At 41.4% G+C, this 12,612-nt stretch carries 13 protein-coding genes; 8 read left to right on the top strand and 5 right to left on the bottom strand.

What is annotated here, in order from left to right; translation table 11 throughout:
* The first annotated feature begins 203 nt into the window (after positions 1–203).
* Complete coding sequence (locus GYY70_RS11465) at positions 204–1,193, top strand: aldo/keto reductase (RefSeq protein ID WP_174832442.1); 990 nt, start codon at positions 204–206, stop codon at positions 1,191–1,193.
* Between the two features lie 35 nt (positions 1,194–1,228).
* Here the strand turns inward: GYY70_RS11465 and GYY70_RS11460 are convergent, their stop codons facing one another.
* A complete protein-coding gene (locus GYY70_RS11460) occupies positions 1,229–2,122 on the bottom strand; it encodes a LysR family transcriptional regulator (protein ID WP_174832441.1) in 894 nt (297 codons plus the stop codon).
* A 346-nt stretch (positions 2,123–2,468) separates the two neighbouring features.
* Between GYY70_RS11460 and mgtE the strand changes: the two genes are divergently transcribed.
* Positions 2,469–3,902 carry a magnesium transporter gene (mgtE, locus tag GYY70_RS11455; protein ID WP_025331738.1) on the top strand — a complete coding sequence of 478 codons (1,434 nt, stop codon included), beginning with the start codon at positions 2,469–2,471 and terminating at the stop codon, positions 3,900–3,902.
* Positions 3,903–3,923: 21 nt separating this feature from the next.
* On the top strand, positions 3,924–4,754 hold the full coding sequence (gene prmC / locus GYY70_RS11450; protein WP_174832440.1) for a peptide chain release factor N(5)-glutamine methyltransferase: 831 nt from the start codon (positions 3,924–3,926) through the stop codon (positions 4,752–4,754).
* 158 nt (positions 4,755–4,912) lie between these two features.
* Here the strand turns inward: prmC and GYY70_RS11445 are convergent, their stop codons facing one another.
* From GYY70_RS11445 to GYY70_RS11435, 3 genes are all read right to left on the bottom strand, one after another.
* Positions 4,913–5,569: a site-2 protease family protein gene (locus GYY70_RS11445; protein WP_025331736.1), complete on the bottom strand. Its 657-nt coding sequence runs from the start codon at positions 5,567–5,569 to the stop codon at positions 4,913–4,915.
* A gap of 65 nt (positions 5,570–5,634) precedes the next feature.
* Positions 5,635–6,255 (bottom strand): L-threonylcarbamoyladenylate synthase, encoded by a 621-nt coding sequence (locus GYY70_RS11440; protein WP_174832439.1) that lies wholly within the window; start codon positions 6,253–6,255, stop codon positions 5,635–5,637.
* 174 nt (positions 6,256–6,429) lie between these two features.
* Positions 6,430–6,573, bottom strand: a complete 144-nt coding sequence (locus tag GYY70_RS11435) for a hypothetical protein (protein WP_174832438.1) — start codon at positions 6,571–6,573, stop codon at positions 6,430–6,432.
* A 496-nt stretch (positions 6,574–7,069) separates the two neighbouring features.
* Between GYY70_RS11435 and GYY70_RS11430 the strand changes: the two genes are divergently transcribed.
* The 5 genes from GYY70_RS11430 (at position 7,070) to GYY70_RS11410 (ending at position 11,483) form a co-directional block, all read left to right on the top strand.
* On the top strand, positions 7,070–8,206 hold the full coding sequence (locus tag GYY70_RS11430; protein WP_174832436.1) for an RNA ligase RtcB family protein: 1,137 nt from the start codon (positions 7,070–7,072) through the stop codon (positions 8,204–8,206).
* Entirely contained in the window at positions 8,206–8,814 is a 609-nt protein-coding gene (prfH, locus tag GYY70_RS11425; protein ID WP_174832435.1) for a peptide chain release factor H, read from the top strand. The genes GYY70_RS11430 and prfH overlap by 1 nt, the downstream gene beginning before the upstream one ends.
* A gap of 173 nt (positions 8,815–8,987) precedes the next feature.
* Complete coding sequence (locus GYY70_RS11420; protein WP_174832434.1) at positions 8,988–9,623, top strand: hypothetical protein; 636 nt, start codon at positions 8,988–8,990, stop codon at positions 9,621–9,623.
* Between the two features lie 506 nt (positions 9,624–10,129).
* The gene (locus tag GYY70_RS11415; protein WP_025331730.1) at positions 10,130–10,780 is read left to right on the top strand and encodes a DUF421 domain-containing protein; all 651 of its coding nucleotides are present in this window, start codon (positions 10,130–10,132) and stop codon (positions 10,778–10,780) included.
* A 202-nt stretch (positions 10,781–10,982) separates the two neighbouring features.
* On the top strand, positions 10,983–11,483 hold the full coding sequence (locus GYY70_RS11410; RefSeq protein ID WP_174832433.1) for a GNAT family N-acetyltransferase: 501 nt from the start codon (positions 10,983–10,985) through the stop codon (positions 11,481–11,483).
* 360 nt (positions 11,484–11,843) lie between these two features.
* On the opposite strand, the gene GYY70_RS11405 is transcribed toward GYY70_RS11410, so the two are convergent.
* Positions 11,844–12,536 (bottom strand): DUF2461 domain-containing protein, encoded by a 693-nt coding sequence (locus GYY70_RS11405; RefSeq protein WP_174832431.1) that lies wholly within the window; start codon positions 12,534–12,536, stop codon positions 11,844–11,846.
* Positions 12,537–12,612 lie beyond the last annotated feature (76 nt).

The raw sequence follows: 12,612 nt of genomic DNA, 5'->3' as shown, positions 1-12,612 counted from the left end.
GGTATTTGGAAAAGATAGTATTTACGTCTGAAATATACCGCTGAGCGCCTGCTGATTTGTCAGGCGCTTTTTTTTTGACTGATGAAAAGGCAGGTTGATTATTTATGAATAGTATTAATTAACCTTAGTAATTCAGACCTCTTAATCCTGTTGCCTGCAAAGACTATGCTGTTTCTGCGATTAATCACAAAAGGAATAGTACGATGCAACAACGTTATTTAGGCAGTAGCCGTCTGGCTGTTTCTGCTTTGGGGCTGGGATGTATGGGGCTGAGTTTCGGATATGGTGCGGCAACAGAAACCGGAAAAGCCATTGAGCTGATTCGTTCTGCTGTGGCACAGGGTGTGACTTTTTTTGATACGGCAGAAGTCTATGGTCCTTATCTGAACGAAGAATTAGTCGGCGAGGCTTTGAAACCTTACCGGCAACAGGTAGTGATCGCCACTAAGTTTGGTTTTACGTTTGGTGATGATAATAAGCAGCAGATTTTAAACAGCCGTCCGGAGCATATTCGCCAGGCAGTCGAAGGTTCATTGCGGCGGCTGCAAACAGATGTGATTGATTTATTGTATCAGCATCGGGTCGACCCTGATGTACCGATTGAAGATGTTGCTGGAACAGTTAAAGATTTGATTGCTGAGGGAAAGGTAAAACATTTTGGTTTGTCTGAAGCCGGTGCTGCTACCATTCGCCGGGCTCATGCAGTACAGCCTCTGACTGCGTTGCAAAGTGAATACTCAATGTGGTGGCGCGAGCCGGAAAAAGAAATTTTGCCATTGTTGCAGGAGCTGGGCATTGGTCTGGTACCGTTCAGCCCGCTGGGTAAAGGCTTTTTAACCGGTACCATTAATTCAGCTACTGTATTTACTGCTGATGATTTCCGCCAGCGTGTACCGCGCTTTACTCCTGAAGCACGGGCAGCGAATGAAAATCTGACCACTCTGATCAATAAACTGGCTCAGGCTCATCAGGTTACTCCGGCTCAGATTGCGCTGGCATGGCTGCTGGCACAAAAACCATGGATTGTTCCGATTCCGGGCACTACCAGACCAGACAGACTTCAGGAAAATCTGGCTGCGGCCGATATTCAGCTAACTGCCAGTGATGTTGCTGAAATTAATCAGGCTCTGGAGCGTGTTTCTATTGTGGGTGAGCGTTATCCTGCTGACCAGCAGGCACGTGTAGGGCGTTAATCAGGAAAGGATAAGGGAGGCTTATATGGTTTCCCTTATTCAACTAGTCGTAAAGCATCAATCATCATAGCAAAGGCACGGGGGTGCTGTTTGCGGCTGGGATAATAGAGGTAATAGCCCGGAAAAGCAGGGCACCATTCTTTCAGTACTTGTATCAGCTGACCGGATGCTACCAGTGCTGTGACCATATCCTCAGGTACGTAGCCAATACCAAAACCCGATAACACGGCGTCTATGCGCTCAGGTAACTGATTGAAAGTGAGTTGTCCGTTTACTTTAATGCGCAGTGGTTTGCCGTCTTTTTCAAACTCCCACTGGTAAAGTGCGTTGGCACTGGGTAAGCGTACATTGATACACTGATGATGCTGTAAATCATATGGGGTGGCCGGTATAGCATGAGTCTTGAAATAATCTGCTGATGCCACAACGGCCAGACGTATTTCAGAGCTCAGTTTAATGGCTACCATGTCTTGTTCGAGGCTCTCTCCAAGGCGTACTCCGGCATCAAAACCATCCTGCACGATATCTACAAAATGGTTATCGATAAATAACTCAACATTAATTTTCGGATGTTCTTTCAGAAATGGTTTCAGTTTCGGCCAGAGTACCGTATTTGCCGCATGTTCACTAACAGACAGCCGAATATTGCCGCTGGCTGTACCGTTTTGTTCAACCAGATTCTGTAATGTAAATTCAAGCTCATTTAATCGTGGTTCCAGATAAGCAATAATCTGTTCACCTATATCAGTAGGCGCCACACTGCGTGTTGTCCGAGTCAGTAAACGTGTTTGCAGTTTTTGCTCCAGAACTTTAATCGCGTGGCTGAGCGCAGACTGTGTCATTCCCAGTTTACGGGCTGCTCTGGTAAAACTTCGCTCTTTGGCTATTGTCAGTAAATACTGAAATTCATTGAAATTTTCTCTGAGCATATTGCTATTCCCCCTGCTGAATTTAATCATGATTTGCAGCAGTAATGTAATTTATACATTAAAACAATGTGGTGTTATCAGCAACCTTATTCTGTGACAGAGAATATATAAACCTTGCCGTGAAATACACTGATTATGCAGCTTAGCAATATAGTTTGTGGTGATAAACGCAAAGAAGGAGAGGCGCGAACAGGTAAAATCCGTGTACAATATTATTAAAGACAGCCTGCTCAAGCAGGCTTTAATTTATCATAACAGGCAAAATGCTGTTTTATCAGGATATACTGCTGGCATTGCGGCGGTAACATTCCGGTTTGGATGATGCAACACACAGGATAACAATACAATGGATAGCCACAGCAATCTCAGCGAACTGGAACGCCTGCATCTGGATACTGATCACATATGTGAGCTGGTTGCTATTCTTTTGCCGGTCGCCGAGCATATCCATTCGCATACTCAGTCATACCTGCAAACACCGGAGCAGGAACAGGCACTGACTGAACTGATTGCTGCTCTGCACGAGCTGCATCCTGCCGATATGGCTACCCTGCTGGAGTCACTGCCGCTACAGGAACGTATGCTGGTGTGGAAGCTGGCTACACCTACTGAAGATGGTGAGGTATTACTGGAGGTTTCTGATCCGGTACGTGAAACCCTGATTGAAAGCATGGCGCAGCAGGAACTGCTGGCCGCTGTGGATAATCTGGATGCAGACGAACTGGCCGAGCTGGCTCCGGATTTGCCTAAAGAAGTTGTTTATGAAGCCATCAGCAGCCGTGATGAAGAAGAGCGGGCACAAATTACTGCGGCAATGTCATTTGAAGACAATCAGGTTGGCGCACTGATGGATTTTGAGCTGGTGAGTATTCGGGCAGATGTAACCTGTGAAGTGGTTTTGCGTTATTTACGCCGCTTTGAACGTTTGCCCGACCATACTGATAAAATCTTTGTAGTCGATAATTACGATGTTCTGCAAGGCGTTTTACCCATACGCAGTCTGCTGGTTGCCGATCCGGATTTACTGGTCTCGACAGTTATGGCCGATGATGTGGTTACCTTCCGTCCTGAAGACGATGCAGAAGAAGCAGCAGCGGCATTTGAGCGCTATGATCTGGTCACTGCACCAGTAGTAGACAGTAACCGTAAACTGATCGGACGTATTACCGTTGATGAAATGGTGGATGTGATTCGTGAAGAATCAGAAACAGATATGCTGAATATGGCCGGTTTACGTGAAGAGGAAGACCTGTTTGCGCCGGTAGTGGATTCAGTAAAAAACCGCTGGATATGGCTGGCAGTCAATTTGTGTACGGCTTTTGTTGCCAGCCGTGTAATTGGTATGTTTGAAAACTCAATTGAAAAAATTGTTGCGCTGGCAACACTGATGCCGATTGTGGCCGGTATTGGCGGTAATTCCGGTAATCAGACCATTACCATGATTGTGCGCGCCATGACCTCCGGACAAATCAGTAACAGTCAGGCATGGCGGTTACTGCGCAAAGAAGAGGGTGTTGCTCTTGTAAATGGTATTATCTGGGGTTCTGTGATGGGGCTTGTTTCCTATTTCCTGTATCACAGCGTAGGTATTGGTCTGGTTATGGTGGCTGCAATGACACTGAATCTGTTACTGGCTGCCACGGTCGGCGTACTGATACCGGTAATTATGCAAAAATCCGGCCGCGATCCGGCACTTGGCAGCAGTGTGCTGATTACTGCTGTTACAGATTCCGGCGGCTTTTTTATTTTTCTCGGTCTGGCCACCCTGTTTTTGTTATAAACCTGTCTTAAAGAATAGATAATGAATACAGATACGCCAATCACTCTTGATAGCTGGTTACACAACTGCGGTTTGCCGCGACTGGAAGCACGAATGCTGCTTCAGCAGGTACTGGATATCAGTCATGGCTATATTATCGCCCATGGTCAGCAGCTAATCGGCAGCAGTGATCAGACCAGACTGAATCAACTGGCACAACGGCGGCTGGCTGGTGAGCCATTGGCCTATCTGCTCGGATGGCGTGAATTTTACAGCAGGCGTTTTCAAGTTACAGAGGCTGTACTGATTCCGCGGCCGGAAACGGAACATCTCGTAGAATCGGTTTTAGCACATTTACCTGAGCACGGAGTTGTGTGGGATTTAGGTACAGGCAGCGGAGCCATTGCGATTACCGTAGCCTGTGAACGTCCTGATGCACAGGTATGGGCAGCTGATATCAGTGCAGAAGCACTGGCAGTTGCGCGTACTAATGCTGCTGCCCTGCAGGCAGACGTATCTTTCGGACAAGGTTCATGGTATCAGGCTCAGCCGCAGCCGGCTGTTAACAGTGTGGACGTAATTGTATCCAATCCTCCTTATATTGCCGTACATGATCAACACTTGCAGCAGGGGGATTTGCGCTTTGAACCACAGCATGCGCTCACCGATAATTACAACGGTCTGACTGCATTTCAAACCATTATTACTGGCGCTGCACATTTTCTGCGTCCTGATGGCTGGTTATTACTGGAACATGGCTTTGATCAGGGGGAAACAATCCGCACAATGTTAGCTCAGAATAATTTCAGTCAGATTTACACACAGCCTGATCTGGCAGGTTTGGAAAGAGTAACACAGGGACAAAGAAAATAATTTCCAGGTAAATCAATGAGCCAATCATTTATTCACCAGAATTAATTTTAAATTGATGTAATCAGTATAATTCGGCAAGAATATAAAAATATTCTTGCCGAATTAAATATTTCAATAGAATTTTGAATAATGAAAACTACATCTGATCTCAGAAGAGATTAATCACTGAAGATATCAATTATTGATGACATCAGCGATACAATAATATCGGTAAACGGCCACAAAATAGTCGACATTATGCCACTTACAATCAAAAGCAGAATAATCCATGTTCCATATGGTTCGAGTTTACGGTATTCCATCGAAGCTTTTGGTGACAGAAAACTGTCAACAAAACGTGCACCCGGTTGCGGAGGAATCGGCAGGAGACTGAAAAAGCAGAACATAGCATTAACATAGATACCTATTATTCCCATCATTGCCATTGGTTCCTCAAAATATTCCGGCACCCACTGACTGATAATCACAACAATGGTCCAGCACAGACATAAGAGCAGGTTAGCCAGAGGGCTGGCAATGGCTACCAGACGCTCTCCCTGACGTCTGTTTTTAAAATTTCGCGGGTCAATTGGTACTGGTTTGGCCCAGCCAACCATGAGAAAGCCTGACAAAAGAATCATAGTTGCCAGCGGGATAATAATTGTTCCGACAATATCAATGTATTTAGCCGGATTCAGACTCAGCCGACCCATCGTTTCAGCTGTACGGTCACCGCAAAAGCGTGCCACATAACCACAAACTGCTTCCGGGAGCGTAAGCCCAAGCAGAATCGGCAAGATTGCCAGAAGTAAGAAAGCCAGATCAAATTTCTGCAAAGTAAAATCCTTAAAATACAAATAGAAAATTCTATATCAAAACAGTTATGATACCAGTGAAAATTTTACAAACCAAATAGTGCAGCATCCCCTTTACCCTGCCGTATCAGCGTAATATCCTCGGTCATATCAATGACGGTTGTAGGTTCAGTACCGCACCAGCCACCATCTATAACCAGATCCACTTCATGTTCGAGATGATCCCGGATATCATAAGGGTCAGTTAACGGTTCATCATCATGAGGCAGCATCAGTGTACATGACAGCATCGGTTCATTCAGATTCTGCAATAAAGCCAGAGCTATACGATTGTCCGGAACACGTAAACCGATGGTTTTTCGTTTAGGGTGAAGAGTACGTGCTGGTACTTCTTTGGTGGCCTGCAAAATAAATGTATAACTTCCGGGTGTTGCTGCCTTGAGGAGCCGGAACTGGCTATTATCTACACGCGCATAAACGCCCAGCTGGCTGAGATCATGACACATCAGAGTTAGATGATGTTTCTGATCAATGCCGCGTATACGTAAAATTCGCTCCATTGCCTGTTTATTGCCCGGCAGACAGCCCAGTGCATAGCAGGAATCCGTCGGATAAACAATCACTCCGCCACCACGAACAATATCTGCTGCCTGATTAATCAGTCGTTCCTGAGGATCAGTGGGATGGATAGCAAAAAACTGTGCCATAAAAAATTCCTCATTTTGTATTTATCAATCCAATCAGTTATTGTAAACATAAGCCTGCCATACCAACAGAGAATAATATGTCCGACTAACTATTTATTTAGAAGTATTACCGGCAGTAAACATCCAGCACATATTCAGACAGGTATCAGCACAAATAGAAAATTGCTGAAAAATTCAGCATTCAGCCTGAAATTCGCTACCAGTGCCGGTAAATTGTCTTATCAGAGCACATGATTTCTGTCCGGTATCAATATGTTGCGGCGTTACTGTTCCATTTCTGCCTGAGTTACTGCGACCATAAATATCGTTAATCCCCATCACTATGCTTCTACTGCCGTTCCGCTGACGGGCAGCAGTTCTGGAAGTTTTAATTCGGCGCAGATTTTTGAATTAATGCAGGAAACGAGGTTACCGATTAATATCAGAGTGTGAATTATTATTAATGATTAATTTTTATTATTTTTAATTGAAAATAATTGTGTCAAAAGTACCGGATTAGTGTATTAGTGGTGAAATAACTACAAAACACTAATTATAATCAGCTCATTGACATAAAAGTCGCTGATTATTTTTGACTACCTGTAAAACCTGATTTACAGTACGCCACTCTGTCAAATTATCAACATTGCAACGGAAAGGAATAATTATGTTTGTACTACCTATCCTTTGCAGGTCAATCCAGGGCTGATTACATCCTGATCCTTGGCTACGGCCTGCCAATTTATTACTCAGCATGCAAATCCTGTTCATTTATGATGAACATGGCTGACTATTGCTTGCTTATTACCAAATAAAATAATTGGAATGGATCAGAATGGGCAATTCTATTCAGCAGCTGGCGGACAATATTACCCTGATAACATCACCAGAACTCTGGTTAGAGGGCGAAGCCATCCGGCAGCTAGAGACAACTGCAAAACTTCACGATATTAAATACGTTGCCGGTATGCCGGATTTACATCCCGGCCGTGGTTATCCGGTAGGTGCAGCTTTTTTTACTACCCAATATCTTTATCCGGCACTGATTGGCGGGGATATTGGCTGCGGAATGGCATTATGGCAAACCACAGTCAAAATCCGGGCAATGAATCAGGCGAAGCTGATTAAGCGTCTGGGTAATATTGATCAGCCGCTATCAATCACAGAATGTACAGCGTTATGGCCGGAAATTCTGCCATTAAATAATCATACCTATGCTTCAGGAACCATTGGCAGCGGTAACCATTTTGCAGAACTGCAAATGCTGGAAACAGTTTATGCACCGGAAATCATCCGGGAGACAGGACTGGATAAACAGCACCTACAACTGATGGTACATAGCGGTTCACGCGGGCTGGGCGGCATGATTCTGGATAAACATACCCGCCAGTACGGGCATCAGGGATTAATCGCCGATAGTACTGCAGGTAAAGAATATCTGATGCAACACAATCTGGCTCTGGATTATGCACAGCAGAACCGCGAGCTGATTGGCAGACGTATTCTGGCTAACCTGCGTGAGCAGGGGCAAAAACTGCTGGATATCAGCCATAACTTTATAGAACCGGTAACAATCAATAAGGAGTATGGCTGGTTGCACCGAAAAGGTGCTGCGCCTGCCAACAGGGGATTAGTGATTATTCCTGGTTCACGTGGTGATTTCAGCTATCTGGTACAACCACTGGAGACCGTTTCCTCACTATATTCTCTGGCACACGGTGCAGGGCGTAAATGGCAGCGCTCTGCCTGTAAGGGCAGGCTGGCAGAACGCTATACAGCAGAACAGCTAACCCGTACAGCACATGGCAGCAGAGTAATCTGCTGTGATCGTGAACTGTTATATGAAGAAGCCCCTCAGGCATATAAATCAATTGAAAGTGTAATCGCAGCCATGGTTCAGGCTCAGCTAATCAGACCGGTAGCACGCCTTAAACCAGTAATTACTTATAAAGTTCAGACGGAGAAGAAATAATGCAACTTTTGCAATTATCTGCTGCTTACGGACCGGCTGAATGTTGTCTTGCTGTTGTCAAAGCATTAGCACGTTTACAATATGAAGCTAAACAGAAACAGGTTGAAGTACAAATTCTGGAACAGGAACCGGCTAAACACGGGCTGCATTCAGTACTGGTGAGTTTAGAGGGCACTCAGGCCAAAGCACTGGCTGATATGTGGCAGGGTACTATTCAATGGGTTTGTACCAGCCCTTATCGCCCGCAGCACAAACGAAAAAACTGGTTTATCGGAGCGAGTTGTTTTAATCCTGTTGTTCAGCAGTACTCTGATGAAATTGTATTTGAAACCATGCGTTCATCCGGAGCAGGCGGACAGCATGTTAATAAAACAGAATCAGCTGTCAGAGCAACACATACAGCCAGTGGTATTAGTGTTAAAGTGCAATCAGAGCGTAGCCAGCATGCTAATAAAAAACTAGCTGTGCTGTTGCTTCAGCATAAACTGTTACAGCAGGAACAGCGATTGCAGGCAAGAAATAAGGCGGTTCATCATAAACACCATCATCAGATAGTCCGTGGCAATCCGGTACGAATATTTACCGGCATGGATTTCAAAGCTTTGTAGTGGTAAGCAGGCAACCAGATATCTTCATAGTTGCCTGTTTTATTTTCAACATTAATCTACCGAGTATCCGTTTAGAATAAATTTACCAAAAAAGTGAATATTGACATATATCATATAAATAAATCTGGTTTTTGATAAAATAAATTAATTTACATAATTAATTAAATGTCATAATGAAAAAATATATATTAGAGCCTTATGTTGCTTTCGATCCTGATACGGCAACATATTTATTTACCAGGAATATTAAATTAGAAGAAAATCAATCACCGGCGCCTCAAATATCCCGGAATATATTTAAAATATATTTTCCTAAAAAAATTTTTTCTGTCGGCGTAATTATTTATATTATCGATATTGCATGTTTTTATTTGCAGAAATTTTTTTTAGAGGAAAATACAATACCTAGAACAGCTATAGAATCTATTCAGATACTCGCGGTTATATTTTTACTGATATCTATAGCACAAATTGTCGGAATAATTCGTGAAATCAGAAGATTAAAAAAATTATACCAAGAAATTAACTGGCCTGCTGAATATCATTATGTGTTTTTTGAAGAAGGAATCTTAATCAAATCAGTTGACATGGAAGGTATTTTTTATTGGGATGATTTTATGAGCATTATTTTAACGTCGAATACATTAGCGTTTAATTTATGCCCGGCCGGAACCCAAAAAGGCAATATATTTATCAAACACTATCCGCGTTTACATAATTTCTATCTTTTTACTGATATAGATGAGCAAATAAAAACATTAATTACTTCAATAAGTCAGAGATATAAAAAATTAGTTGTATTTAGATAGCATTTGTTTCATTAACTGATAATGAAAACTTTTCCGTAAATTCTTAGCTGCTTTAATGCCATGATAGCTATTGGTAATCTTATCAGTGCCGTTATATAACCTGATGCGGGTAACTAAGTCTGGTTTTCTCCGCATCAGAATTCAAATTTTTAAAACCTTCGTCTGAAAATATCCGGCAAGAACGATAAAAATATAACTAAAATAATCCAGCCAAAAACAATATTGCCTTATCAAGACCAAATTTCAACCAAAAGCATTCTTAATTAATTACATAATTTTAAACAAATTAAACATTGAAATTTACCTTAAAATTGCAATATAAACCATTGATAATAAATATATATTTTATTATTGTGTTTCTAATATTATAAATATTAATTACTTTAGGATATTGAGCGATATTCAGAATAATATCTTTTATTGATTTCATGATACATTTATTAAAATCAATAATTTATGTTTATTTATCTGAAGCTGCGGTTATTATTGTTTAAAAGGAACCGTTAATGAATCCCATCTATCTCAATATCATTTTCAAAATGCTGGTCGCATTTTGTATTCTGTTAGTGTACATCAACTTATCCGGTAAAGGATCTCTGGCGCCCATTTCTGCTATTGATCAGGTAGGTAACGTGGTTTTAGGGGCAATTATTGGCGGTCCGCTATATAACCCGTCCATAAGTATCACCCTACTTATGAGTGCTTCCATTTTTTGGGCAGGATTACTGTTACTGGTACGTTACACCACATTTAAGCGCAATATTGCTAAAGATTTTGTTGACGGTACCTCTATACGCTTAATGGAAAACGGAATCGTGCTTTCACAGAATTTTCGTAAAGCAAAACTGTCTATCCGTGATTTTATTATGTTACTGCATCAGCGCGGCTACAACAGTCTGGAAGCGCTCAGTGATGTCTGGTTTGAATATAATGGTCAGATGACCGTAGTAAAAAAAGGTGATCCCTCCATGGCCGTTGTTGTAGTAGAAAATGGAGTAGTGAATTACCCAAGTTTAAAATCTCTGGGGCATGACGAAAAATGGCTGGAAAATGAGCTGAACCGGTTAGGAGAAAAACTGGATGATGTTTTTCTGGCAGAAGTGCATGATAATAAGCTTTGGGTTTATCCGGATGTGCAAAAAAGTAGCGGAAACTAGTCTGATTAAACTTAGTTTGTAAATTTTATGCTATTTATCATGTGGTATCGTATTAAGATAAAAAGTTTTTCTGATTTTTAGCTGGCTGTTACCGGCAGCAATACCCGGTATTTTGCAGTGATAATGAATTTCTCAGCAAATATGCGATAACATATCAATGTTGGTGATAATGAAGTGCAAAGTCTTGCTGGAACAAATCATAATGAAAATAGAAAACAAGTTGGGTAATGCTGCATCTGAAATCGAAGTAAAACCATACTCTCCACTCTATGCCACTGAAATATGCGATTTGTTTCATTCGACTATTCATGCTATTGATACTGATATTTATAGCAAAGCAGAGCAAGAAGCATGGTGCCCAACACCACCAGATTATCAGATGTGGTTAAAACGTTTAGATAACACTCAGCCTTGGATGGCTATCTTTGGCTCACGCCTTGCGGGGTTTATAGAACTTAAAGATGATGGTTACATAGACTGTTTTTACGTGCATCCTGATTTTCAAAAGCGTGGCATAGCCAGAAAACTCTATGACCATGTGCTTAACTTGGCCCACCAGAAAAAGCTTTCACAATTAAGTGTAGATGCTTCAAAAGTGGCCATGCCAATTTTCAAAAAATGGGGTTTTATAATAAAGCGGGCTAACAAAATATTCAGAGAAAATCAGGTACTGATAAATTACCATATGTATAAACCACTTTGATTTTTATTGAGATCTCTGTTAAGTAGAAAACTTTATAAAGATAGCAGAAAATGAAATACACATCTGGTTTACCTATGATGAGGAAATAAATCCCGAATTTGCTTTGACCAATTATGTCCAATTTTTGAATCATCAGGAATTGGAGCAGTGGCAAAAATTATACTTTGACAAGTATAAACACAAATATTTGGTAACCCGAATGTTAGTGCGTGATGTTCTGAGCAGATATCTACAAAGTATTCCTGCCGAAAATATAGAATTCATAACTAATAATTATAAGAAGCCCTATAGCTATATTGTCTCAGAAATTAAAAGCTATAACGGGAAATAATAAAAATCATTTTATATTGATGAGAATATTTATAACTTGGAAATATTTTTAATGAATTCTACATCCATTAAAAAATCATAAAGCGGTAATAACTGTTTAAAACCTTGGGTCAGTTTATTTGGTAAATCCCTGTCAAGTATATCTTCGATATGATGACTGGTTGCCATTACAGCAATACTTTTCCGGTTGTACCATGTTGCAATCTTTTTATCCTGCTCTTTAATTAAAGGACGTTTATAACTATCACCAACAAGCTCAAACGGTTTCTTCACGCACCTCATCACTTTTAAAAACACTTCCGGTTTATTCAGTATTTCTTCACGGAAAATGTCCATAGTTTGTTTGGGTGCACAATAATAACCAAGCCCATATCGATAAGTATCGGGACTAATTTCAAAAAAATAGGCAGGAGCCTCTTTCCAGTCGCGGCTTGGACGTTTGAATGTCAGCCATAAACGGCTGCGATAAAGAGATTTATCTTTTGAGAAACGGGTATCACGATGAATACGTGATATCGTTTTACCAATAGCCGGGCGAGTTTCAAATTCTTTGTCGATTTTCAACATTTCAGGGGTTAACTGCTCAACCAGTGCCCGAAATGGATGTATCAATTTATGGTCATAAATTGAACGATGCTCATCAAACCACGGCTTACTATTATTAATCCGGATATCTTGTAAAAAATTGAGTCCAGCTTGCGTAAATCCGTTGAATTTATACATTAATCACCCTTTAAATATTCCAGAAAACGCACGGGATTTCCAGATTACTTACTTCATTTTTATCTTACCTAAGTAG

The organism is Snodgrassella sp. ESL0324 (genome assembly GCF_013344955.1).
Lineage (GTDB): Bacteria > Pseudomonadota > Gammaproteobacteria > Burkholderiales > Neisseriaceae > Snodgrassella > Snodgrassella alvi.
Note: the sequence above shows the minus strand (reverse complement) of the source record. Positions and strands in the feature narration are given on the sequence as shown.

What these genes read in the sequence shown, in the direction of transcription:
- GYY70_RS11465 (WP_174832442.1), top strand. Translation starts at nt 204, where the DNA reads ATGCAACAACGTTATTTAGGCAGTAGCCGTCTGGCTGTTTCTGCTTTG.
- GYY70_RS11460 (WP_174832441.1), bottom strand. Translation starts at nt 2,122, where the DNA reads ATGCTCAGAGAAAATTTCAATGAATTTCAGTATTTACTGACAATAGCC.
- mgtE (WP_025331738.1), top strand. Translation starts at nt 2,469, where the DNA reads ATGGATAGCCACAGCAATCTCAGCGAACTGGAACGCCTGCATCTGGAT.
- prmC (WP_174832440.1), top strand. Translation starts at nt 3,924, where the DNA reads ATGAATACAGATACGCCAATCACTCTTGATAGCTGGTTACACAACTGC.
- GYY70_RS11440 (WP_174832439.1), bottom strand. Translation starts at nt 6,255, where the DNA reads ATGGCACAGTTTTTTGCTATCCATCCCACTGATCCTCAGGAACGACTG.
- GYY70_RS11435 (WP_174832438.1), bottom strand. Translation starts at nt 6,573, where the DNA reads ATGGGGATTAACGATATTTATGGTCGCAGTAACTCAGGCAGAAATGGA.
- GYY70_RS11430 (WP_174832436.1), top strand. Translation starts at nt 7,070, where the DNA reads ATGGGCAATTCTATTCAGCAGCTGGCGGACAATATTACCCTGATAACA.
- prfH (WP_174832435.1), top strand. Translation starts at nt 8,206, where the DNA reads ATGCAACTTTTGCAATTATCTGCTGCTTACGGACCGGCTGAATGTTGT.
- GYY70_RS11420 (WP_174832434.1), top strand. Translation starts at nt 8,988, where the DNA reads ATGAAAAAATATATATTAGAGCCTTATGTTGCTTTCGATCCTGATACG.
- GYY70_RS11415 (WP_025331730.1), top strand. Translation starts at nt 10,130, where the DNA reads ATGAATCCCATCTATCTCAATATCATTTTCAAAATGCTGGTCGCATTT.
- GYY70_RS11410 (WP_174832433.1), top strand. Translation starts at nt 10,983, where the DNA reads ATGAAAATAGAAAACAAGTTGGGTAATGCTGCATCTGAAATCGAAGTA.
- GYY70_RS11405 (WP_174832431.1), bottom strand. Translation starts at nt 12,536, where the DNA reads ATGTATAAATTCAACGGATTTACGCAAGCTGGACTCAATTTTTTACAA.